Genomic DNA, 22,594 nt, shown 5'->3' on the forward strand with positions numbered 1-22,594 from the left:
CCCCACTGGGAAAGCGAGGAAATGTGTACAACTACATCGTCACGTCCCCCGGGCAAGGTGTGCAGAAGGCGGGCATGCTCGATCCATGGCTAACCCTGCCCGCTGCGCGCGATCACATTGCTATCTGGTCTGACGCGGTCAAGTTCGACCTGGCGGCCGCCAGCAGAGATGAGAATTCTTTGCGTGATACCGCTGTCGCGCAGCCGGTCATCATCGCGGCGGCCCTGCTGTCACTGAACTTGCTACGCGAAACGATCGATATCTCCGGAGACAGGGTGTTATTCGCTGGTCACTCAGTGGGCGAACTAGCCGCTGGGGTCGGGTCGGGCTATCTGACCGATGAGGACGCGCTGATGTTGGCCGGCGTAAGAGGCGGTGCGATGTCGTCGGCATGCGCCCTCGCCGCTACCGGCATGGCCGCGGTGATGCCGACGAAACGGGGTGGTGCGTCAGATGAAGAGATTGTGGCCAAGACGCATGAACATGGCCTGTCAACCGCAAACCGCAACGGCTGCAACCAGTTCGTCGTCGCCGGGCCTCTCGACGCCGTCGAAAGTTTTGCTGACGCACCACCCGAGGGCATGCGCGTCATGAAATTGGATGTGGCGGGCGCCTTTCACACATCGGCGATGGATACTGCGGTATCGCCGTTCGCAGAAGCGGTGAATAGCTGTACGGTTTCGTCCCCGTCATCGCCCATGATCGGCAATAGCGACGGGGCGATCATCGAAGGTCCGACGGACTTCAAAAAGCGGTTGATTGCCCAGATCAATTCGGTGGTCCGTTGGGATCTGTGCGCCGCCGCGATCGCGTCGGCAGGAACCGAACACACCGTGTTCATCGAACTAGCGCCAAGCGGACCGTTGACCCGTCTGGCGGAACGTTTGGACGCAAAATTTCAGACTGTCGCAATCCGCGAGCCAGGCGACGTGGAGCTGCTTTCCGGCGAATTTGCGATTGATTAGCCAAGTTCCTTGCGAACACTATGCGTAACAGGGCGAATAGCCGAGAAAGGAGGCAACGTGACAGACACGCGACCGCATCAGGACACGGTGGACGCGCCTGGCGAGCCAATTCGTCCACTTAGCCGCCTGGAGACATACTTCACTTTTGGGTTTGGTCATTTCGGCGGGCAGTCAATGCTTATCTCGGGAGATTTAAATATCGAGGCGCTGAATGACACTTGTATTGAGATGCAGCTCCGCCACGAATCCCTGCGAAGCGTCATCCGTAAGAATGATCAAGTCCCCGAGTTTGTGGCGACGCACCAACCGCCCAAATCAATCCGCGTATTCGAGGGAGAAGACCTTGGGACCCGGTCCACTGGGCGTGCGGCCGTATTCGATCAGACGCAGCAGCTTTTCTACGTAGATCTGCTTCTCGGGGACGGCCAGGCCCGCGTAACGTTCTTCGTCCACCACTCAATCGCGGACGGCCGCCACGGATCTGCGATCCTCATCGAGTTTTGGAGCCTTTACGTTCAGCGCGTCGAGGAAGGGCAGTTCCCGCCGATCCTCGCCCAAAAATTCCCACAGTCGGGGGAGTACTTCCTGAACCGCACGCAGTATCCGGGCGCGGATCCGGGCGTGCAGGCGGATGAAGTGTTGCGTGTGCCGCTGTGGGATGAGGCCGCGCTTGCCCAGAAACTCCCGCCCCCTCGGGAGCCCGCGCTCGCCAAACAGATGACGTTGGAAAAACTCGGCAGAGCAAGCCTCGCCCGCCTCGGCAACATCGAAAGCATCTCGATCAACGCGCTTGTATCGGCAGCTCTCATTCGTGCGCATGTCCGCGCTGGCGACCCAGTCCCACTGTATTTCTATCCGGTAGACCTTCGCGACTGTGTCACGCCTCCGGTTGCCCCCACCGAAGCGACCAACTTGCTCTCCAACGCATGGTTCGGTGATGTTGAGATCGGGCCGGACCTCATCACACTCGCCAGAAAGATACATGTCCAATTCGACAGGGACCTAGCGGACGGCACAATTCACCGAACGCGAGTTAGAAATGAGCCAACGAAGCTTCTCGCTGATAAGTCTTTTGGTGGCGCAATTCATGCCACCCAGCTAGGTCGAATTCGTGTTCCCCGACTACCGGGGAATCTGGTCGTAGACGACATCACGTCCAGCCATGCATCGGCATTGGGGCCGGGTATTTATACGTTCTTGTACGGTCGGGAAGTTTCGGTGTACACGATTGACTCGCTGAATCAACGACTGCGGGTGGGTTTCCTAGCCGGAAGTTACGAAAAGAGCGATGAGCTTCTTGCGTACATCGAAGACGAACTGACCGCGGCGATAGACGCTCGCATCTGATGGCGTTCCCTCGAGGGCTCGGTGCGTTCGGGCGCAAGGTCATCCGACACGGCTGGTTGGTCGTGGTGATAGCGGTCGTGGCCTCGCTTGCGTCCGTATCCGTGGTGAAGGTGCGCGCGCTATCTGCCCCGTCGGGGCCGGTGGTGAGTCCGAAGGGTGCACCGAAGCTCCCGTCGTTCGCTCCCAAGCATGTGGTCTACATGGTGTTCGGGGAATCCGCGGGCACAGGGACGCTCACTTACCTAGACGTCGACAGCAGACCACACCGTGTCGACTTCACGACGTTGCCTTGGACGCACGAAGAAGTGACGACCCGCACGTCGATGTTGGCCAATCTCATGGCCCAGTCAACGGGAGATGAACTCGGTTGCAGGATCATCGTCAACGGCGAGGTTCGCGACGAACAGGTCCAGAGTCGCGAGCAGGGATCGGTCGCATGCAAGGTGAAGTCGGCATGACCACCGCACGAGACGACGTGACACGTGGGTAACAAGCATGTGGGGCCCGACCGCGGCGAAAGGCGCCCTTTCGTCGCGCACGCTGTTCGGGTGCTCGCGATCCCGATCGTCCTCTTCTGGGTCGGCGCTGCCGTTGCGGCTAGCTTGTTGGTCCCCAAGCTCGACGGCGTGACAAAGCAACACGCAGGGCCGATGGTTCCCCTGGATGCGCCTTCGCAGCGCGCAATGCTGCACATTGGCGAGAAGTTTCAAGAATCGACTTCCACGAGCCTCGCCTACATCCTGCTGGAGACCGAGGGGCGAATACTGGGGGATGCCGACCACAAGTACTACGACGAGTTAATCCGTTTGCTCGACGCGGACAAGCAGCATGTCCAGTTCATCATGAACATGTGGGGTAAGCCGATCACGGCCGCGGGCAGTCAGAGTCCCGACAACAAGGCCGCCTACGTGATGCTGCGTTTGGTCGGCGATATCGGCGAGGCCGCCGCCAACGAGTCCACCATCGCACTGCGCAAGACGGTGCAAAATACCCTTGAGCGAACCCCGCCCCCACCCGGACTCAAGGTGTACGTCTCCGGGGCGGCGCCGCTGTCTGCGGACCTGCTTGACGCCGGCGACAAAAGCATGAAGCGTGTCCTGCTTTTCACAGTTGCTGTCATCATCATCATGCTTGTCTTGGTTTACCGCTCCATTGCATGCGTAGTGCTGATATTACTCACCGTCGCTTTCGAATTCACGGTGTCCAACGGCATTGTTTCCTTTTTCGTGGTGCACAATGTCATCGGCATTTCGACATTCGCGACCAGTATGGTCGAGTCACTTATCATTGCAGCCGGAACAGATTACGGGATATTTCTGCTCGGCAGATATCACGAGGCACGTAATGCGGGTGAGGATCGGGACCGCGCGTTTTACACAACGTTTCACGGAGTGTCGCACGTCATTTTGGGGTCGGGGCTCACCATTGCGGGGGCATGCCTCTGCCTTGGTTTTGCGCGGCTTGGCTACTTCAATACGATGGGGCCGGCCTGCGCCATCGCCATGTTGGTCACGGTCGCAGCGGCATTGACGCTCGGCCCGGCTCTGCTCGCAATCGCGAGCAAATTTGGCCTTCTCGACCCGAGACCGACCCGACAGTCTCGGGGATGGCGCAGGGTAGGCACGATCGTCGTGCGCTGGCCAAAGCCAGTCCTCGTTGCCTCAAGTGCAGCAGTACTGGTCGGGGCCGTCTTTCTGCCGTCCTACCGAGTGAGCTATAACGAGCGGGCCTTCCAGCCGGTGAACACTCCAGCTAACGCCGGATTCATGGCCTCGGACCGACATTTTGCGGGCGGGAAACTGAACTCGGAAATGCTCTTGATCGAGTCCGATCACGATATGCGAAACCCTGCCGATTTCATCTCGCTCGATCATGTCGCCAAGACCATCTTCCACACTCCGGGGATTGCCCAAGTTCAAGGCATCACCCGGCCGGAAGGCCGTCCGATGGAGCGCGCGTCAATCGCCAACATACTGGCGGGACAAGGTAGTAGCAGTGGTCAACAGCTGCCATTTACCGAGAACCAAGTAGCAGATTTAGATAACCAAGTGGCCGTCATGGATCACACCATCTCGATCATGCAGACAGTTATTGGGCTCATGGATCAAATGACGCAACTCACCCATGACATGGTGGGGACAATGGAGGAGATGAAGGCGCTTACTGACCAGGTGGAAGTAAACATCAGCGCCGTCGACGATTTCCTCAGACCTATTAAGAACTACTACTACTGGGAACCGCACTGTGCGGACATCCCCATTTGCTGGATGGGGCGGTCGATGTTCGAGTCGATGGACAGCATCGACTCGATGACGGCACTGACAGCGGAGGCGCTGGCCTCCATGCAGGTCATGGACCAGCTGCTGCCCCGCATGCTTGCGCAGACACGCATGGCATTAAGTGACATGACCATCATGCGCGGGATGATGGTCAAGTCGCGCGGCACACAGGCGCTGAATACCTACACTGCGGCCGACGACGCGAACGACATGATCGATATCGGTCAGGATTTTGACGATTCTCGTAATGATGACCTCTTCTATGCGCCGAAATATATCTTCAGTAATACTGACTTTCAGGTCGCTCTCCGGTTTCTTGTCTCGCCGGACGGTACCGCGGCCAGGTTCATCATCAACCATGACGGTGAGGCCCTGAGCCCCGAGGGGGTAGCCCATGTTAATGCCATCGAAAAGGCCGCCTATGAGGGGCTGAAAGGCACATCTCTCGCCGGGGCGAAGATCTACCTCGGAGGCTCGGCCTCGAATTATCGAGACATCGAACAATATGTAAAGTCCGATCTGCTGATCGCGGCTATCGCCTCGTTCACTTTGATCTTCGTCATAATGCTGATCATCACGCGGAGCATAATTGCCGCGTGCACCATTATCGGCACCGTAGCCTTCTCCTTCTCGGGAGCTTTTGGACTGGGTGTGTTGATTTGGCAGCACATAGTTGGCTTGAACCTGCACTGGATGGTCCTGCCTCTTGCCTTTATCCTCTTGGTCGCGGTGGGTTCGGATTATAATCTGCTATTAATCGCACGAATGAAGGAAGAATTGCACGGCGGAATCCAGACTGGGATCATACGGTCGGTCGGGTCAACCGGTGGTGTTGTGACAGCCGCCGGCTTGGTATTCGCATTCACCATGCTGTCCATGGTGCCGAATGATCTACGCGCCATCTCGCAAGTAGGCTCGATTATCTGTGTAGGCCTTCTGCTTGACACCCTGATTGTGCGCTCGTTTATCGTCCCAGCTATCGCGAGGATTCTGGGCCCATGGTTCTGGTGGCCGCGAGTCGTGCGTTGGCGCCCGGCGCATACTTCTAACGCAGCACTCACAAGCGCGTCAAAGGGGGCGTGATTTTGATGCCCACCGCTGAACCGCCGTATGATGGCGCCGCACACAGAATCCGTGCCAAGTCCCGAGAGTTTCGGATCGCGGCGGTTGGTCTGCTCCTCGCCGCAATGATCGGGCCCGGACAGTTGTATTGCCTTCAGGGAATTCTTCCGCAGGTCGCGCAGGGGCTGCATATCTCTCCGGGCGACAGCCAGCTTATTTTCCTGGCGGCATTCGCCGGCTTCGCCGTCGGGCTGATTCCGATCAGCCTGTTATCTGAACGCTATGGCAGGCGACGTATCTTACTAACTTCATCTACGCTCGCGACGTTGATCTGTCTGCTTCTGGTGTTCTGTAATGACCTTACTGAAATAGTCTTACTAAGAGCGCTCCAGGGCGCCCTGCTGGCGGGCGTTTCTGCCATCTTGATGGCATACATAGGAGAAGAGTTTGAGCCCCAGGCTGTCACCCCCGCGATGGGGGTATACGCGGCAGGAAACGCTCTAGGGTCGCTATTGGGTCAAATGTTGCCAGCCTGGATCGTTGGCGGCACAGGTTCATGGAGATTGGCGCTCGGGGGGCTGGTCGTACTCGTACTTGTGGTAATCATTATTTCTGCCGTCGCGCTTCCACGTTCAAGATTCTTCGTGCCAAGCAACGTTCCATACGTCCAGGAATCCAAGCTTTTTCTTTCTCACCTTTCAAACCCTCGGATGCTGGTTGTCTACCTGCTGGTGTTCTGCTTCATGGGCGCGATCATTTCGATATTTAATGCCTTACCTTTTAGGGTTGAATCGCCACCGTTTAACGTATCTCCAAGCGTGTACGGCACATTTTTCCTGGTTATCCTATTTGGTGTCTTTACCGCGAAGGCCTCGGGCACATTGGCCGCGCGAATCGGAATCAGGAACACGCTACTTCTGGCTGTTGTCATGATGCTGGCCGGAGTAGCGCTGCTAGCCGTTCCCGTGGTGTGGATCATTGTGCTCGGAGCAGCGCTTGTCACCGGGGGAGGGTTTGCGGGGTACACGTGCCTCACGAGCCTGTCGGCGACGATCGCGCAAAAAGGTAGAGCTCAAGCATCCGCGCTTTTTCTCGCATCCAGCTTCACCGGGAGCGCGATGTTGGGACTGATCGGTAGCCGGGTGCTCACGAACGCGGGATGGGACGGCCTACTGGTGTACATCGGCGTACTGATGGTGCTCGGTTTCTTGCTGGCGCTCACCGTCCGCGATACAACACCCGCCGATGCACATACGAAAGTAGGAAGTCATGACTAGCCCCGTTGATCCTGTCCTGATGTCAGTCCTCGAGGCGATCCCCACGGAGCAGCTCAATCGGCCCGAAGATTTGCCCCTGGTACGTGAGTCCCGTCGGCGCGCACCCACCGACAACGTGCCAACGATCGGCCGTGTGAAGGACATCGTGATTCCGGCTACCGATGCGCCCTCCGTTGCGGCGCGCATCTACTGGCCGGTGGGCTTCGAAGACGCCGGAGAACTCCCGCTTGTCGTCTATTACCACGGTGGCGGTTTTGCACTGGGCGGCATCGATTCTCATGATTGGGTCGCGCGGTCGATATGCGCACACATCGAAGCAGTGGTGCTGTCCGTGGATTACCGCCTGGCCCCCGAGAATCCCTATCCAGCCGCTGTCGATGATGCCTTTGTTGCGTTGACCTGGGTGGCAGAGCATGCCGCGGAGTTGGGAGCTGATCCGGCGAGGATCGCGGTAGCCGGCGATTCTGCCGGCGGCAACCTCGCGACCGTGGTTGCCCAGCTAGCGCAGTCCCGCGGTGGCCCACATCTAAAGTTTCAATTGCTCTGGTATCCGTGCACCACCAGCGACCTCACCTTGCCGTCGGTCGCCGAGAATTGTGACGGTCCGGTCCTGTCCCGGGACATCATGAGAATCTTTGGCGAGGCGTATCTCGGTGAGTTGTCCGAAACCGCCGACCCGGCGGCACTGCCCTTCACTGTTGCGCCGGTCAATGGGGACCTTGCGGGTCTACCGCCGGCATACATCGCCACCGCGCAACACGACCCGCTTCGAGACGACGGCACGATGTACGCGTCACTGCTCGCAGATGCAGGGGTGCCGGTCCAGCTGCGCAACGCCGACACCCTAGTGCACGGCTACCTTGATTTCGCCAGCGTCGTCGCGGCGGCGAAAGAGGAATTCCTACTTTCGTTGGACGCCTGCAAAGCCGCGTTGTAGGGGGTCACTTCGCTTTTGCTGTAAGGCTTTTGGAGCCGGTTGTGCGTTCGTATCGAATTACTCAGGGGGCAAATAGTTTTCGCACCACGGGAACGGCCCGACGTGGGTTTGCCGGCTCGCATGGTCGTGGTAAATGGGTACCCTCGGGGAGGTGTCAGACCTTGCGATTCAACTGTCAGAGTCCGGCCGGGATTGGCTGATCCATAGGCCGGTCAACATCGCGATCTACGTGGTTTTGGCGCTCGCGGTTCGATATGTGTTGCACCGGGCCATCGATCGCCTGGTGCAGGGCGCAAAGCGTACGGACCCCGGGGAACGTCCGAAACGCCAGTGGTGGAGCTTCCTGCGCCGGGCGAAGGATCCGGGCGAGCAGGCACCTCCCGACGAGGCCGATCGACGGCCTTCAACGATGCGTACGTTGCGCGGGCGCACGCAGGATCCGGTCCGTGACGCACGCAGGCGCAAACGCCGTGCGCAACGTGCGCAGACCCTCGGATCCGTGCTCAAATCGGCAGTCTCGTTCTTGGTGCTGGTCTGGGTGATTCTGCAATCGCTTGCGATCCTGGGGGTTAACGTCGCGCCCTTCATCGCCTCGGCGGGAATCGTCGGTGTCGCGCTGGGATTCGGTGCGCAAAACCTGGTGCGCGACTTCATCACTGGCATATTCATGCTGTTCGAGGACCAGTATGGGGTGGGTGACGTGGTGGACGTCGGTGACGCGGTCGGTACCGTCGAGAGCGTCGGCCTACGGATTACCACGGTGCGCGACCTGCACGGCACCCTCTGGTATGTCCGCAACGGCGGCATTGCCCGGGTTGGCAACTTCAGCCAGGACTACGCGGTGGCGTTTTTGCAGGTGCCCGTTTCCTATAGCGCAGACGTGGACCTGGCCTGCAAGGTCGCCCTCGAGGCCGCCCAAGAGGCGGTCGCCGATGACGCGCTGCGCCACGAGGTCATCGGTGCTCCCGAGATGCTCGGCGTTGACGGCATCACCGCGGATGCGATCAGCCTGCGGTTGACGGTGGCGGTGCGCGCCAACGCGCAGTGGGCGGTGGAACGCGAGCTGCGGCGGCGCATCCTCATCGCATTCGACGAGAACGGTATCCGTCCGCTCTACCTGGACGGATTCTCCGGTATGTCCGTCGACGCTCTTGAGAAAGCGAGCCGGTAGTCATCGCCGGTGCGCAGTACGCTGGACAGATGGCTGGTAAGGAAATCGACAAGCAGCGGGCAAATGCCGCGCTGGCGGTGATCCGGCAGCACCCGGGAATGGTCTTCTTCCTGGCAGTCCCGGTGCTGGCCGTCCTCGGAGCGGTCTGGTGGATCGCTGGTCTCGGATGGGCGCTGGTTCTGGCGGTGGTCATCGTGCTCGCCGGCGGTGCCGCGATCGTCATGCGCCGCAGCTGACGCCACGTGCCGGCGCCTCTTGGTTGTTCGCTGTAAGCGAACGCCATAGCGTCTGTAATTATGTAATTTTGTAATCATGAAGCGAGATCAACAAGCGGACGCCTCCGACGCCGCGGAATGGTTTGCCGGGCGCCTGCCCGACGCGTGGTTCGAAGGCGACCCCGAGGTCGTCGTCGACAGAGAAGAAATCACCGTCATCGGACGGCTGGTGGCCGATGAGAGTGAGCAGCAGAGCGAGGCGCGCGCCGCCGGCCGGGCCTCGCGTTTTCGGGAAGAGACGCGCTCGCACCGAATGCGCATCGCGGACGAGGCGCAGGCCCGCTACGGACGTAAGGTCTCGTGGGGCGTTGACGTCGGCAGCGTCGCAGATTCCGAGCGAATCCTGTTCACGCACATCGCAGTTCCGGTGATGACCAGACTGCGTCAGCCGGAGCGCCAGGTACTGGACACGTTGGTCGAGGCCGGAGTAGCCCGATCGCGTTCGGACGCGCTGGCATGGGCGGTCCGCCTGGTCGGTGAGCACACCGAGGAATGGCTGGACAAACTGCGTGCCGCGATGGCCGAAGTTCGGGATCTGCGCACGCAGGGCCCGCAGCTTTAAGCCTGCGTCATCGCGAAATAGGCGCCGCGGCGTGCCAGCAGTTCCGCGTGTGTGCCGCTCTCCGCGACACGGCCGCCATCCAGCACGACAATGCGATCGGCGTCGCGAATCGTGGAAAGTCGATGGGCGATAATAAAACTCGTCCGGTCTCGACGCAGCTCGGCCATCGCTCGCTGGATACGTAGCTCGGTACGGGTGTCCACCGAACTGGTGGCCTCGTCGAGTATCAGCAGTTGCGGCCGTGCCAGAAAGGCACGTGCGATGGTGATCAGCTGTTTCTCTCCCGCGCTGATGTTCCCGCCGTCATCGGCGATCCTGGTGTCATATCCGTCGGGAAGTGTGCGCACGAGTCGGTCCACGTATGCGGCACGTGCGGCCTCCAGGATCTCGTCCTCGGAGGCTCCTGGCCGGCCGTAGGCGATGTTCTCGGCGATGGTGCCGCCGAATAGCCAGGTGTCCTGCAGCACCATCCCGACCCGTGAACGCAGATCGTCTCGGGTCATGGTTGAGATATCAACGCCGTCAAGCAATATTCGGCCGGAATCGATGTCGTAGAAGCGCATCAGGAGGTTCACCAGGGTCGTTTTTCCCGCCCCTGTCGGGCCGACGATCGCGACGGTCTGCCCCGGCTCCACACGTAGCGACAACCCTTCGATCACCGGGTTGCCGGGGGAGTAGCCAAAGCTGACGTCCTCGAACTCGACACGCGGAGAACCGCGCGGCGCCGTCGCCGGGGCCGCTGGGTCCGGCACTTCCTCGTCGGCGTCCAGTAGCTCGAAAACTCTTTCGGCACTGGCCAGTCCGGACTGCAGGGTGTTGTACATCGCTGCCACTTGTGTCAGCGGTTGATTGAACTGCCGCACGTACTGGCTGAAGGCCTGGATGCTGCCCAGGGTCAGATCGCCCGAGGCCACCTTGAGGCCGCCGGCCACCGCGACCGCGACATAGCTCAGGTTCCCGATGAACGCGGTTGCCGGCGAGACCAGGCCGGAGAAGAACTGCGCGCCGAATGCGCTGCGGTAGACCTCGGCGTTTCGTTCCGCGAAGGTGGCTTCGGCCTCCGCGCGATGCCCGTAGGTCTTGACGATGGTGAAGCCGCTGTAAGTCTCTTCGATGTGGGCGTTCAGCTGGCCGGTGTTGGCCCATTGCGCCACGAACAGCCGCTGTGACCGGCGGGCGATCGCGCGCGTCACCCAGAGCGACAACGGCACCGTCGCGACCGTGATCATCGCCAGCATGGGTGAAATGGTGAGCATCATGGCCAGCACGGCGACCAGGGTCAGCATCGAACTCAGCAGCTGATTGATGCTCATCTGCAGCGATGTCTGGATATTGTCGACATCATTGGTCACGCGGCTCAGGATCTCGCCGCGTTGACGGGAGTCGAAGTACGACAACGGAAGACGATGCAGCTTGTCTTCAACGTCCGTGCGCAGGGCTACCACGGTGCGTTGCACCGTCACGTTCAGGAGCCGGGCCTGCACCCACCCCAGCAGCCCCGCCGTCAGGTACAGACTCAAGGCCAGTGCCAAGGTCATGCCTATCGCGCGGAAGTCGACGCCTTGCCCCGGTGTCACATTCATGCCGGATAGCATCTGCGCGAACTGTCCGTCCCCCCGGGCGCGGGCGGCATTGATGGCTTGTTCCTTGCTCTGCCCCGCGGGCAGTGCTCTTCCGATCACTCCGTTGAACAACAGGTCGGTGGCATGCCCCAGGATCCGTGGTCCGATCACCCCGACCGCGATCCCGGTCATCGATAGGGCGATCACGGTGATCGTCAGGAAGCGCTGCGGGGCAAGGCGCCTCACCATACGGACGGCGGTGGCGCGGAAATCGCGTGAGCGCTCCGCCGGACCTTGTTGCACGCCCCGGAAGCCGATCGCCCGGGTCACGCGAAGACCGCCTGAGAATCGCAGATCTCCCGATACGTGCCGCAGCACTGTGTCAGCTCGGCATGGGTGCCGGCGGCGGCCACCCGGCCGTCCTCCAGCACCACGATCAGGTCGGCGTCCGCCACGGTCGAGATGCGCTGCGCCACCACAATCACGGTGGCGTCGGCGGCCACCTCGCGCAGCGCCTGGCGCAGTCGTGCGTCGGTGCGTACGTCGAGTGCCGAGAACGCGTCGTCGAACAGGTAGATACCCGGACGGCGAATGACCGCACGCGCGATGGCGATGCGCTGACGCTGTCCGCCGGAGAAGTTGATGCCGCCCTGCGATACCGGCGTCTGTAGTCCGGCGCCGTGCGCGCGCACGAAGTCCGCTGCCTGGGCGACCCGGAGCGCTTCCCACATCTCGTCCTCGGTGGCATCCGCCTTGCCGTAACGCAGATTGCTTTCCACCGTGCCGGAGAACAAGTACCCCCGCTGCGGAACCAAACCCAATACCGTCCACAGGTCTTCCGGGTCATAGCGCCGGACGTCATTGTCACCCACGCGCACCGAACCGGCAGTGACGTCGTGCAAGCGCGGAACCAGGCTCAGGAGCGTGCTCTTCCCGCATCCAGTGGCGCCGACGATGGCGGTGACCGTGCCGGGCCGTGCGGTGAACGAAACACCTTCCAGCACGGCGCGTTCGGCTCCGGGATAGCGGAATCCGGCGTCGACGAACTCGACACCCGGATTCAGGACTTCGGCACGAACCGGATCCGGCGGTGCGGTGATGGACCCGGTGGTCTCGAATACCTCGGTGATCCGTTCGGCACAGGCCGAAGCGCGCGGCACCATGACGGCCAGCATGGTGAGCATCATCATCGACATGAGGATCTGCAGGAAGTAGGACAAGAACGCCACCAGCGATCCGACCTGCATCTGCCCGTGGTCGATACGTAGGCCCCCGAACCAGATCAACGCGACACTGGAAGTGTTGATGACCAGCGAGGTGGCGGGCAGCATCAAGGCCTGCCATCGGCCCGCGGCCAGCGCCGCTTCCGACACCTCGGCGACTGCCGCGCCAAATCGGCGACGTTCCACAGCTTCTCGGGTGAACGCGCGGACGACCCGAATCCCGGACAGCTGTTCGCGCATTACCCGGTTGATGGCGTCGATGAGGCGCTGCATGCGGCGGAATATCGGCAGCATCGATCGCACGATGTACCAATTGGCCAGCGCCAGCGCCGGCATGCTCACCATGAGCAGCCAGGACAAGCCCGCGTTCTGATGAATCGCCATGGCGATACCGCCGACGCACATGATGGGGGCGGTCACCAGCATGGTGCAGGTGACCTGAACCAGCAGCTGCAGCTGTTGAACGTCATTGGTGGTGCGCGTCAACAAGGTGGCCGCGCCGAACCTGGCCGACTCTTCGGCGGAGAACCCGATGACGTGATGGAAAAGGGCCGAACGCATATCGCGGCCGAAACCCATTCCGGTCCTGGAACCGAAGTACACGGCGCCGATCGAACAGGCGATCTGCACGAGCGTGACGGCCAGCATCACCGTGCCGAGCCGCAGGATCATGCGGGTATCGCCTTGTGCCACCCCGTCATCGATGATCGCCGCGTTGACCGTCGGCAGATACAACGAAGCCAGCGTGCTGATGATCTGCAACATGACCACTGTCGCGATCACGCCGCGATACGGGCGCACATATCGCGGCAGAAGGGCCCGCAACTGACCCTGAGGCATGGGCACCACTGTCGCACACGCCAGATGAGGTCATGGCGCACGCGGTTCAACCACGCTGGCGACAAACCCGCAGCTCAGTGGTTGACTGCGGTTTGTGCCGCTACAGTGCACATGTGAGGTTGGGCTTAGGTTCTCGCAACATGTGGAGCAAGTGTGCTGTCGCGCTGGTGATGGTCGCACTCGTAGTGAGCGGCTGTTCGGGTGGTGACAAGTCCGATCAGCCCAACGGCACCGCGCCGAATGCGACCGCGCCGGCGCAGACCAAGTCCAAGGGCGTTGATGGTCCGATGTTCACCGAATGCGGTGGCGTCAGCGACCAGGCGATGATGCAGATGACCAAGGTTGTGGGCTTGGTGGGCACCGCCAAGAACTCGGTCGGTTGCGTTTGGCTGCGTGGCGGCAGCATCGTCGGGCCACACTTCTCCTTCAACTGGTACCGAGGCAGCCCCATCGGTCGCGAGCGCGCGACGGAGGAGCGGACTCGCCCGAGCGTCGAGGACATCGAGATCGCCGGATACAAGGGATTCATCGCCACCAATGGCTACCCCGGAACCGTGACCACTCTCTGCGAGATCGGCATGGACTTCGGGAACGACTTCATCGAATGGTCGATCAACTTCGAGCCGGGTACGGGTGCCCCGGACTCCTGTGATGTGGCCAAGCAGCTGACCGAGACGTCCATCAAGGCGGCCAAGAAATGATGCATCGGAAGACGAAGTCACTGTTCGCGGCGGCATGCGTCGCGCTCGTCGCGTGGGGTTCCGCCGGTTGCGGCGGCACGGTAGACGGTGAGGCCGTCATGCCCGGCAAGGGCGATTCGGCGGAGGGACCCAACGCCGAACAGAAATACCCGAATCTGCTCAAGGAATGTGAAGTTCTCACCACGGACGTGCTGGCCAAGGCCGTCGACGCCGACCCGAGGGATATTCAGAGCACCTTCGTGGGCGCGCTGTGCCGGTGGCAGGCCATGAGTAAGAGCGGCGGCCTGGTCGACATCACCCGATTCTGGTTCGAGACGGGCAGTCTCGAAGCCGAGAAGGCCACAGCGAACAGCCTGAAGTACAACGTTCAGGAACGGGCGATCCAGGGGATCCCGTCGATCGTGATGAAGCCACCGGACCAGCCGGGCGCCTGTGGAGTTGCCAGCGATGCCGCAGGTGTTGTTGGATGGTGGGTCAACCCGCAGGGCCGAGGCGGAGACTCATGCACGCAGGCAATCAAATTGATGGAAATGACGCTGTCAGTCAACATCTGACGCGTCGTGTTCGCTCGTCCCGTCTCGCCGGGATGCTTTTGTGTACCGCGCTGGCTCTGGGTGTTCTATTCACCGCGGGGTGCTCTGGCCATCACGGTGAACATATGGGTCATGACGCGTCGAGCCTGCACGATGTCAGGGTGGGCCCCGCCTATTCCGAGTGCGGCAGTCTGACCACCCCCGATGTCGCGGCAGTGTTGCACCGGGCCGACCTCAAGCTTGTGGCGAAGACTCCGGCGGGATGTACCTGGACCCCGAACGGATATTGGAGTGTGCTCCCCAACGTCACCCTGTCCTGGTACCGCGGCAGCCCGATCGGGCGCGAGCGCGAGGGGGAGGAGCGGACGCGCGAGGAGGTCAGAGACTTTTCCGCAGCGGGTAAGAACGGTTTCATCAGTTCTACCTACGGGATGTGTGTCACGGCCCTGGAGTACGGCGACGATCAGTTCTTCGAATTGGCGGTGACCTTGCTCGGGGCCGGCCATGGCACTTCATCGGCCGCGTGTCACTGCGCGATGAAGCTCTCCTCCCAGGTGGCGGAAAAGGTCTGAGCCGGGCTGCTAGCGCGGTACGTGGAATGTGGTGAGCGAGGCGCCGCCAAGCTCCAGCCGTGACCACGGTGAACGTGTCGTCAGGACGGCGATCGACGAGGTCGGAAACTTGGTGGAGATGCGGTTCGCGGCCTCGGCGCTACTGGTACCCACGTCGGCGAGTGCGAGGGCCAGCTGTGACGTGGTGGGCTCATGCCCCACGACCAGCACGGTGATCGCGGAGTCGGGCACCGCATTGATCTCCCCGAGCGTGATGCCCGGTGTCGAGTCATACAGCTTGTCGCTGAACCTCACCAGCTGACTGTGCACCCCGGTCTGGGTGAGGGTCGCACGGGTTCGGGTGGCGGTTGAGCACAGCACCGCGTCAATCCGATTGAAGTGATCTTGCAGCCAAGTCCCGGCCTGCGTCGCCTGTCGGGTGCCACGCAGGTTCAGCGGGCGCTCGTGGTCGTCGACCCCGGGTGGATACGCCGACTTCGCGTGGCGCATCAGGATCAGGGTGCGCTTGGCGTCATCCGGCATGATTCGTACCGTAGCGGGGCCGCGCGGTGAGCGTCGGGCAAATGCCAGACCTGTGGATAGACCTCTGACGCAGGCCGGTGAGGTCAGGCGCGGCATCCCCGAGGTTGTCGGTCGACGGCAATAGACTTTCGATCGTGAAGTTCCTGCACACCGCTGACTGGCAGCTCGGCATGACACGGCATTTTCTTGCCGGCGAGGCGCAGCCGCAGTACTCAGCCGCTCGTAGGGAGGCTATTTCCTCCCTCGGTGAGGTTGCTGTGGCGCAAGGTTGTGGCTTCATGGTGGTGTGTGGCGACGTCTTCGAGTCCAATCAACTCGCACCGCGCGTCATCAGTCAGGCGCTTGAGGTCATGCGGGGCGTCGGTGTGGACATCTATCTGCTCCCCGGCAACCATGATCCGCTGGACGCGGCCTCTGTGTACACCAGCGAGCTGTTCCTGGCCGAGAAGCCCGCGAACGTCCACGTGCTTGATGCCGCCGGTATTCATCCGGTGGCTCCCGGTATCGAGCTGGTCGCGGTGCCGTGGCGCTCCAAGGCACCCACCCACGATCTTGTGGCCGAGCAGCTGGACGGACTCCCCGCCGACGGCACCCGCCGCATCGTGGTGGCCCACGGAGGCGTCGACATCCTGGACCCCGATCCGACGAAACCGGCGCTCATCGCGCTGAAGGCCGTCGAAGACGCCATCGCCCGTGGCGCCGTCCACTATGTGGCGCTGGGGGACAAACACTCCCGTACTCAGGTCGGTTCCAGCGGGCGCATCTGGTATTCGGGCGCTCCCGAGGTCACCAACTACGACGATGTCGAATCCGATCCGGGGCACGCGTTGGTGGTCGATTTGGACGAGTCGGGAGCGGTCCGGGTCGATGCCCATCACGTGGGCAGATGGCGGTTCGTGACGTTGCGCTGGTCGGTGGATACCGCGCGCGATATCGCCGACCTGGGGCTGAATCTGGAGCTCTTCCCCGACAAGGAGCGCACCGTGGTGCGCTTGGCGCTCACCGGAACTCTCAGCGTGACCGACAACGCGCTTCTCGAGGAGTGCCTGGACAAGTACACGCGGCTGTTCGCCAGCCTGCGAGCGTGGGAACGGCACACCGATATCGCGGTGGTCCCGGCCGACGGAGAGTTCAGTGATCTGGGGGTTGGCGGGTTCGCCGAATCGGCGATCGCAGAGCTCAAGGACATGGCCGCCGCGGCCGGACCGTCCGCCGCGGACGCTCAGGGCGCGCTGTCATTGTTGTTGCGCCTCACCTCCGGTGCCGGCCTGGGCGGCCCGGCGAAGGGCGGTGCGCAGAAAAGAGGGGCGGCGGCGTGAAGCTGCATCGACTCTCCGTCACCAACTACCGCGGGATCGCGCACCGCGACATCACTTTTCCTGATCGTGGTGTTGTCGTGGTCGGTGGCGCCAACGAGATCGGCAAGACCTCGATGATCGAGGCCCTGGACCTGCTGATCGAATCCAAGGATCGTTCCACCAAGAAAGACGTCAAGCAGGTCAAGCCGACCTTTGCCGATGTCGGATCCGAGGTTGAAGCCGAGATCAGTTGTGGTCCTTATCGCTTTGTGTACCGCAAAAGGTTTCATAAGCGTGCCGAAACGCATTTGACCGTCATCGAACCGCGCCGTGAGCAGCTCTCCGGCGACGAGGCGCATCAGCGGGTTCTGGACATGCTCGATCAGTCCATCGACATGAATTTATGGAAGGCGCAACGCGTCCTGCAGTCGGCAGGGGCAGGTGTGTTGGACCTGTCGTCGAGCGATGCGCTCACCCGGGCGCTGGATCTGGCTGCGGGACAGTCGGTTGCGCTCTCGGGTAGCGAGCCGGATCTGGTGGAGCGAATCGATGCCGAGTACGCGCTGTACTTCACCGGGACAGGGCGGCCCACTGGTGAATGGGCCAAGGCAGGCGCGCGGCTGACTGCCGCCGAGGACGCTCTTGCCGTTGCGGGTGAGGCCATGGCAGAGGTCGATCAGCAGGTTCGCGAGCACGACGAGTTGACCCAGGAACTGGCCGCGGTCATCGCCAAGCGTGCCGAGGTGAATCGCCGTTTGGCGCCGCTGGAAGAAGCCTCCCAAGCGGTTTCGACTCTCATCCAGCAGCGTGACAACGCGATCGTGGTTGCCGAGGCCGCCGAGGCGGCCGCGGTGGCAGCGCACACAAAGCGCGATGAACGGGCGCAGCTGCTCTCCGATATCCAGGCCCGTAGGACATCCATCGACGCTCTCGCGGAACAGGTTTCCGTCACGGCAGCGGCGCACGAAACGGCCAAGCAGGTAGGCGAGGCGGCCGAGATCGCAGCGGCGCGGGCGACGGCCGCCGTCGACGCGGCCCGCACCCAGCTGGAAACGGCGCGCGACACCCTGGAACGTGCGCTGGCCCGGGACGAGGTGGACGGGCTGGCGGCACGAGTGTCACGTATCGACCTCACCACGCGGCAGTTGGCATCGATCGGCGCGGAGCTCGCGTCGGTGGTCATTACCGCGCAGAGCCTGAGTGCGGTCGAGACCGCCGCCCGCGCCGTCGGCATGGCCGAGGCAGCCTTGGCGACGGCCTCGGCACAGGTCGAGGTCCGGGCGCTCGCCGACGTCGAGATCACCGTCAACGGTGAGCAGCTGCGGGTCGCGGCGGGTGAACAGTGGGCCAGTGCTGCGACGGACACCATCGAGATCGCCGCCCCTGGTGTGGCCGTCGCCCGAATCATCCCGGGGGCCAATGCGGCTCAGCTTCGCGACAACCTCGACGCCGCGCGCCAGACGCTGACCGGTGCGCTGACGGCCGCCGGCGTCGCCGATGTCGGACAGGCGCAGCAGCAGTATGCGCGGCGCACTGAGCTGAATGCCGAACGTGACCGGTTGACCGCGCTGCTCGATGGCCTGATGGGTTCGGAGAATCTCGATGCCTTGCGCGAGAAGCTGAGCAGACTACGGGAATTGGTTCCGGAGGCCACCGGACTGTGGGATGCGATCGACCCCGCACAAGCTCGCGCCGAGGTCACCCGGCTGATCGGTGAGGTGGAACGTCTACAGGCTGAAGAGATAACCCACCGCCGGGCCGTCCAGGCCGCCGGTCAACAGCTCGCGGAGAAGGCCGCCGATGCCATGGCGGCACGGGAGAAGCGTGCCGCGCGTGCCGACGAGCTGGCCGCTGCCGAGCAGCGTCTTGCCCACGTACGATCCTCCGCTTCCGATGATCTGCTGACCGAGCGCCATGAGCGGGCGGTGCAGGCGGCCGACCTGACCGCCCGGCGTGTCACCGACCTCGTGAGTCAGTTGGCGGCGCTGGAGGCCGACAAGGTGCGCGCCGAGCTGGCCGAGGCCTCGGCAGTGGCGCGGGCGCTGGATGAGCGGCATGAGTCGACGCGGGATCGGCTGCGCGATATCTCGGTGCGGCTGGAGGTGTTCGGTAGGCAGGGGCGTCAGGATCAACTGGATGCGGCCGCCTCCGAACGCGAATACGCGGCAACGGAGTTCACCCGGATCGGCGCGAAGGCGCGGGCCGTCGATACGTTGCGGTCGGTGATGATGCGGCACCGTGACGGTATGCGGTTGCGGTACGTCGACCCGTTCCGCGCGGAACTGGAACGGTTGGGGCGCATGGTCTTCGGCCCCACCTTCGAAGTGGACATTGATGGCGACCTGAGCATTCGCAGCCGGACCTTGGAGGGCAGGACCGTGCCGTATGAGTCACTGTCGGGCGGCGCGAAGGAGCAGCTGGGCATAGTGGCGCGGCTGGCCAGCGCCGCACTGGTGGCGCCTCAGGACGCGGTGCCCGTCATCATCGATGACGCGTTGGGGTTCACCGACAGTGACAGGCTTGAGCGAATGGGCGAAGTCTTCGATGCGGTGGGCACCGAGGCGCAGGTGATCGTGCTGACCTGCAGCCCCGACCGCTATCATGCGGTGACCGGCGCGCAGCGAATCAGCTTGTCGGCCTGAGCGACTCAGAAATACGCGTTCGCGGGCAGTGGCGTACCGTGCAGCAGATTCTGTCCGATCACCCGCGCTTTGTAGTGCACCGGATTGTGCAGGCTGATGGTGCGAATATTGCGCCAATGACGGTCCAGGTTGCGGCTACGGCTCGAAGCGCTGGCTCCCCCCAGGTCCAACAGTTTGGTGGCCGCGTCAAGCGCGACGGCGTCGATGTGCACCTTGGCCTTGGCGACCGCGAGCTGGGCCTCTTCGGCCAGCTGCGTGTCGGGAACTCCGTCCCGCAGCGAGGCGGTGGCGGCAGCTATGGCGTCGGCGGCGGCAAGAACCGTGGCCTCCGCGGCGAAGGCAGTCGCGCTCAGTTCGCCCAATGTGCGTTGCAGCAGCGGGTCGTCGACCGGCCGCTCGGTGAGGGCGTGGCTGAAGTTGCGCTGACGCGAACGTAAAAGTGCTTCGCCGTCGTCCACCACCGAACGCAGCACGCCGGCGACGATCGCCAGGATGTAGAGCTGCAGCGACGCGTACTGAGTGGTGGGTACCGCGGGCGCGTCATACGGTGTCTCGGAAAGGATTTCGTCGGCGCCGATATCGACCTGAGTAAAGATCGTGGTACCGGTCCCGGTGCGCCGCTGGCCAAAGCCGTCCCAGTCGTCCACCAGCCGCACACCGTCGCGGTCGCCGGGCACGATGACCGATGCCACCGAATCGCGATCGGTGCTGGCGGTGACCGTCAAGTAGTCCGCGAACAACGTTCCGGTGCTGTAGAACTTCTCGCCGTTCAGCCGGTACCCGTTGCCCACCGGTAGCAGCCGGGTGTTGAACACCAGGCTGCCCACGGCCAGCGAGCCCTTCTCGCTGAAGGCGTTGGCGAACAGATTGCCCTCATTCACCTTGGTCAGCCAGGTGGCCGATCGGGGATCGGAGAGTGTGCGCAGTCTTTCCTCGACGAACCAGAAGTGGGTGCGGAAGATGTGCGCGACGATGGGGTCGGCCTGTGCGAGATCGATGATGGCGGAAAAGAGTTGTCGCACAGATAGTCCGGATCCGCCGAGTTCTTCCGGAATGCGAAGCCGCCCGAATCCTGCCTCTTTGAGCAGGCGAACCTGGTCAAAGGGGTTCTCGTCATCCAGGTCGCGGTCTCGCGCCCCCTTGGCCACTTGGGCGAGCAGATTCCGATAGGTCTCGGTGCCGGGCAGCGCGCGGATTTCCAGGACAGACGCGGCGGAAGTCATGCCTTCGTTCTACGCAGCATGCGCTTCGGCGGCATGGCTTTGAATCACTCAGAGCCGAAGCGGCAATATAGCTCACGATGATTCGGATCGCTGAACCCTGGTCCTCGGGTGTCCGCTGGCTCACCCTGGTGTGTGCGTTCGTGGTGTCCTGCCTGCTGCTGTTCACGCCTGGCGGCACCGTTCCGTCGGGGCCGCCCGGCGTGGATAAGGTGGCACATTTCTTGATTTTTGCGATGTTGGCGACATGCTCGCGCTTCGCGAGGATCGCTGAGTTACCCACACTGGCTTGGGTTCTGACCTTCGCGGTGGCGTCGGAGGTTGTTCAAGCGCTGTGGATTCCGCGCCGTGACGGGAGCGTGCTGGACCTGCTCGCCGATATGGTCGGCCTGCTTACGGCGCTGCTGTTGTGGCGGACGATTCATCGTGGGTGCGGGCAGGCTCCGCGATGACCGTCGTCACGGTGCGGGTGTGAATCAGCCCGCTGGTGACCAGGTCCAACTGACGTAGCGCGCGGTTCAGCGCGGCGCTCGCGTCGGCATCGGTGGGGTGGTCGGTGTCCACCAGCATGCCGATGGTGCTGAGAATCGACCCGGCGATCAGATCCGCGGCGATCTCGAGATCCTCGGTGCTGTGATGGTTTGTCGCCGGATTGCGCGCCAGCTCCACCACCACTTCGTTGGTGAGCATCCGCATCTCGTTATTGATGGCTCGCCGGATTTGTGGCGAGCCGCCATGACGTTCACGTACTAGAAACCGGAAGTTGTTCGCATGCTCGCCCACTCGGTCAACCATGAGGCCGAGAATCTTGGCGGGGTTGTCACTACCGGCCTGGCCCCGGGCTTGACGGAAGGTGTCACGAAGCGCACGAACACTCTCCTCGGCCAGAACCGTGCCGAGGTCTTCCATCGATTCGAAGTGCCGATAGAACGCAGTGGGAACCAAGCCTGCGGACTTGGCTACCTCCCGCAGGCTCACGGTCGCGAAGCCGCGCAGCTTGAGCAGCTCCAGGGTCCCGTCGAGCAACGCGCGGCGGGTGTGCAACTTCTTCTCGGCACGACTGTGTCGCATGTCAATGAGTGTACGTGCGTACTCCTACTGTAAGACCTTGTTTCGTTCGAAACCGCGTTGATATCTGGTATTGACAGGTTCATCTAGGTTGCGCAGACTGGGGCCCAGTGCACGATTGTTCACTATTTGGTTACTGAATCCGGAAGGACAGTGCAGCATGGTGGGACCTGTTGAGCGCAACGTCAACGTCGCCCAGGAAGTTCTGGAGTCGGTCGGAACTCGAGTTGGCCGGATCATTCGGATCATCACCCGGACGGTGGGCGAGGTTGCCCGTGAGGTGAGTGGTGTCGTGGCTGACGGGTTCGAAATCGCGGAGGCCAGTAAGAGAGCGCGTGCTGATCACGACCGATGGAACGCCGAGGACGCGGCCGACGCCGAGGCGGGCGATGACGACGAGGCCGGCGAGCTCGTGGACCTCGATGACGAGGTGGACGACGAAGCCGCTGGCGACGAGCTCGACGCCGTGGCGGAAGAGGTGACTTCCGGATCAGATTCTGAGGCGCATGACAACGCCTCAGAACAAGAAAGGGTCTAA

Annotated in this window: 21 protein-coding genes; 16 read left to right on the forward strand and 5 right to left on the reverse strand. The window is 62.4% G+C overall.

Going from position 1 to position 22,594, the window contains the following annotated elements:
- The first annotated feature begins 23 nt into the window (after window positions 1-23).
- From ABG82_RS07565 to ABG82_RS07605, 9 genes are all read left to right on the forward strand, one after another.
- Window positions 24-965 (forward strand): ACP S-malonyltransferase, encoded by a 942-nt coding sequence (locus ABG82_RS07565; RefSeq protein WP_043077177.1) that lies wholly within the window; start codon window positions 24-26, stop codon window positions 963-965.
- A gap of 57 nt (window positions 966-1,022) precedes the next feature.
- Window positions 1,023-2,312 (forward strand): phthiocerol/phthiodiolone dimycocerosyl transferase family protein, encoded by a 1,290-nt coding sequence (locus ABG82_RS27580; RefSeq protein ID WP_078343898.1) that lies wholly within the window; start codon window positions 1,023-1,025, stop codon window positions 2,310-2,312.
- A complete protein-coding gene (locus ABG82_RS07575; protein WP_043077176.1) occupies window positions 2,312-2,770 on the forward strand; it encodes an MmpS family transport accessory protein in 459 nt (152 codons plus the stop codon). Before ABG82_RS27580 ends, ABG82_RS07575 begins: the two co-directional genes overlap by 1 nt.
- A 24-nt stretch (window positions 2,771-2,794) precedes the next feature.
- Complete coding sequence (locus tag ABG82_RS07580) at window positions 2,795-5,674, forward strand: MMPL/RND family transporter (protein ID WP_043077175.1); 2,880 nt, start codon at window positions 2,795-2,797, stop codon at window positions 5,672-5,674.
- A 5-nt stretch (window positions 5,675-5,679) separates the two neighbouring features.
- Complete coding sequence (locus ABG82_RS07585) at window positions 5,680-6,930, forward strand: MFS transporter (RefSeq protein ID WP_043077310.1); 1,251 nt, start codon at window positions 5,680-5,682, stop codon at window positions 6,928-6,930.
- Window positions 6,923-7,867, forward strand: a complete 945-nt coding sequence (locus ABG82_RS07590) for an alpha/beta hydrolase (RefSeq protein WP_078343899.1) — start codon at window positions 6,923-6,925, stop codon at window positions 7,865-7,867. The genes ABG82_RS07585 and ABG82_RS07590 overlap by 8 nt, the downstream gene beginning before the upstream one ends.
- 133 nt (window positions 7,868-8,000) lie before the next feature.
- On the forward strand, window positions 8,001-9,038 hold the full coding sequence (locus ABG82_RS07595; RefSeq protein WP_043077174.1) for a mechanosensitive ion channel family protein: 1,038 nt from the start codon (window positions 8,001-8,003) through the stop codon (window positions 9,036-9,038).
- Window positions 9,039-9,067: 29 nt separating this feature from the next.
- Window positions 9,068-9,274, forward strand: a complete 207-nt coding sequence (locus ABG82_RS07600) for a hypothetical protein (RefSeq protein ID WP_043077173.1) — start codon at window positions 9,068-9,070, stop codon at window positions 9,272-9,274.
- 76 nt (window positions 9,275-9,350) lie between these two features.
- Window positions 9,351-9,875, forward strand: a complete 525-nt coding sequence (locus ABG82_RS07605) for a hypothetical protein (protein ID WP_043077172.1) — start codon at window positions 9,351-9,353, stop codon at window positions 9,873-9,875.
- On the opposite strand, the gene ABG82_RS07610 is transcribed toward ABG82_RS07605, so the two are convergent.
- Together ABG82_RS07610 and ABG82_RS07615 are read right to left on the reverse strand one after the other, a co-directional pair.
- Window positions 9,872-11,767: an ABC transporter ATP-binding protein gene (locus tag ABG82_RS07610; RefSeq protein WP_043077171.1), complete on the reverse strand. Its 1,896-nt coding sequence runs from the start codon at window positions 11,765-11,767 to the stop codon at window positions 9,872-9,874. The two genes, ABG82_RS07605 and ABG82_RS07610, sit on opposite strands and share 4 nt — an antisense overlap.
- Window positions 11,764-13,485, reverse strand: coding sequence for an ABC transporter ATP-binding protein (locus ABG82_RS07615; protein WP_174544355.1), 1,722 nt, complete (start codon window positions 13,483-13,485; stop codon window positions 11,764-11,766). The genes ABG82_RS07610 and ABG82_RS07615 overlap by 4 nt, the downstream gene beginning before the upstream one ends.
- A gap of 155 nt (window positions 13,486-13,640) precedes the next feature.
- Here ABG82_RS07615 and ABG82_RS07620 point away from each other — a divergent pair, with 155 nt between their 5' ends.
- Genes ABG82_RS07620 through ABG82_RS07630 form a run of 3 tightly spaced genes read left to right on the forward strand, consistent with a single transcriptional unit; the run spans window position 13,641 to window position 15,306 of the window.
- Window positions 13,641-14,201, forward strand: coding sequence for a DUF3558 domain-containing protein (locus ABG82_RS07620; RefSeq protein WP_043077169.1), 561 nt, complete (start codon window positions 13,641-13,643; stop codon window positions 14,199-14,201).
- Window positions 14,198-14,755, forward strand: a complete 558-nt coding sequence (locus ABG82_RS07625; RefSeq protein ID WP_078343901.1) for a DUF3558 domain-containing protein — start codon at window positions 14,198-14,200, stop codon at window positions 14,753-14,755. Before ABG82_RS07620 ends, ABG82_RS07625 begins: the two co-directional genes overlap by 4 nt.
- A 32-nt stretch (window positions 14,756-14,787) precedes the next feature.
- Window positions 14,788-15,306: a DUF3558 family protein gene (locus ABG82_RS07630; RefSeq protein ID WP_043077168.1), complete on the forward strand. Its 519-nt coding sequence runs from the start codon at window positions 14,788-14,790 to the stop codon at window positions 15,304-15,306.
- A gap of 9 nt (window positions 15,307-15,315) precedes the next feature.
- Here ABG82_RS07630 and ABG82_RS07635 read toward each other — a convergent pair whose 3' ends face one another.
- Window positions 15,316-15,828, reverse strand: coding sequence for a SixA phosphatase family protein (locus ABG82_RS07635; protein ID WP_043077167.1), 513 nt, complete (start codon window positions 15,826-15,828; stop codon window positions 15,316-15,318).
- A 134-nt stretch (window positions 15,829-15,962) separates the two neighbouring features.
- Here ABG82_RS07635 and ABG82_RS07640 point away from each other — a divergent pair, with 134 nt between their 5' ends.
- Window positions 15,963-17,147 carry a metallophosphoesterase family protein gene (locus tag ABG82_RS07640; protein WP_043077166.1) on the forward strand — a complete coding sequence of 395 codons (1,185 nt, stop codon included), beginning with the start codon at window positions 15,963-15,965 and terminating at the stop codon, window positions 17,145-17,147.
- Complete coding sequence (locus ABG82_RS07645) at window positions 17,144-19,768, forward strand: AAA family ATPase (RefSeq protein ID WP_043077165.1); 2,625 nt, start codon at window positions 17,144-17,146, stop codon at window positions 19,766-19,768. The genes ABG82_RS07640 and ABG82_RS07645 overlap by 4 nt, the downstream gene beginning before the upstream one ends.
- Window positions 19,769-19,773: 5 nt before the next feature.
- Here ABG82_RS07645 and ABG82_RS07650 read toward each other — a convergent pair whose 3' ends face one another.
- A complete protein-coding gene (locus ABG82_RS07650) occupies window positions 19,774-20,991 on the reverse strand; it encodes an acyl-CoA dehydrogenase family protein (RefSeq protein ID WP_043077164.1) in 1,218 nt (405 codons plus the stop codon).
- 77 nt (window positions 20,992-21,068) lie between these two features.
- On the opposite strand from ABG82_RS07650, the gene ABG82_RS07655 reads away from it, so the two are divergent.
- Complete coding sequence (locus ABG82_RS07655; RefSeq protein WP_054175724.1) at window positions 21,069-21,440, forward strand: VanZ family protein; 372 nt, start codon at window positions 21,069-21,071, stop codon at window positions 21,438-21,440.
- Here the strand turns inward: ABG82_RS07655 and ABG82_RS07660 are convergent.
- Entirely contained in the window at window positions 21,382-22,059 is a 678-nt protein-coding gene (locus ABG82_RS07660) for a TetR family transcriptional regulator (RefSeq protein WP_043077163.1), read from the reverse strand. The genes ABG82_RS07655 and ABG82_RS07660 overlap by 59 nt on opposite strands.
- Window positions 22,060-22,216: 157 nt before the next feature.
- On the opposite strand from ABG82_RS07660, the gene ABG82_RS07665 reads away from it, so the two are divergent.
- Window positions 22,217-22,594 (forward strand): hypothetical protein, encoded by a 378-nt coding sequence (locus tag ABG82_RS07665; RefSeq protein ID WP_043077162.1) that lies wholly within the window; start codon window positions 22,217-22,219, stop codon window positions 22,592-22,594.

The sequence above is a fragment of the Mycobacteroides immunogenum genome, assembly GCF_001605725.1.
Lineage (GTDB): Bacteria > Actinomycetota > Actinomycetes > Mycobacteriales > Mycobacteriaceae > Mycobacterium > Mycobacterium immunogenum.

Bases quoted from the DNA above. Each gene is read 5' to 3' on its own strand.
- ABG82_RS07575 (WP_043077176.1), top strand. From the start codon at position 2,312: ATGGCGTTCCCTCGAGGGCTCGGTGCGTTCGGGCGCAAGGTCATCCGA.
- ABG82_RS07585 (WP_043077310.1), top strand. From the start codon at position 5,680: ATGCCCACCGCTGAACCGCCGTATGATGGCGCCGCACACAGAATCCGT.
- ABG82_RS07590 (WP_078343899.1), top strand. From the start codon at position 6,923: ATGACTAGCCCCGTTGATCCTGTCCTGATGTCAGTCCTCGAGGCGATC.
- ABG82_RS07595 (WP_043077174.1), top strand. From the start codon at position 8,001: ATGGGTACCCTCGGGGAGGTGTCAGACCTTGCGATTCAACTGTCAGAG.
- ABG82_RS07600 (WP_043077173.1), top strand. From the start codon at position 9,068: ATGGCTGGTAAGGAAATCGACAAGCAGCGGGCAAATGCCGCGCTGGCG.
- ABG82_RS07605 (WP_043077172.1), top strand. From the start codon at position 9,351: ATGAAGCGAGATCAACAAGCGGACGCCTCCGACGCCGCGGAATGGTTT.
- ABG82_RS07620 (WP_043077169.1), top strand. From the start codon at position 13,641: ATGTGGAGCAAGTGTGCTGTCGCGCTGGTGATGGTCGCACTCGTAGTG.
- ABG82_RS07625 (WP_078343901.1), top strand. From the start codon at position 14,198: ATGATGCATCGGAAGACGAAGTCACTGTTCGCGGCGGCATGCGTCGCG.
- ABG82_RS07630 (WP_043077168.1), top strand. From the start codon at position 14,788: ATGCTTTTGTGTACCGCGCTGGCTCTGGGTGTTCTATTCACCGCGGGG.
- ABG82_RS07635 (WP_043077167.1), bottom strand. From the start codon at position 15,828: ATGCCGGATGACGCCAAGCGCACCCTGATCCTGATGCGCCACGCGAAG.
- ABG82_RS07650 (WP_043077164.1), bottom strand. From the start codon at position 20,991: ATGACTTCCGCCGCGTCTGTCCTGGAAATCCGCGCGCTGCCCGGCACC.
- ABG82_RS07655 (WP_054175724.1), top strand. From the start codon at position 21,069: ATGATTCGGATCGCTGAACCCTGGTCCTCGGGTGTCCGCTGGCTCACC.
- ABG82_RS07660 (WP_043077163.1), bottom strand. From the start codon at position 22,059: ATGCGACACAGTCGTGCCGAGAAGAAGTTGCACACCCGCCGCGCGTTG.
- ABG82_RS07665 (WP_043077162.1), top strand. From the start codon at position 22,217: ATGGTGGGACCTGTTGAGCGCAACGTCAACGTCGCCCAGGAAGTTCTG.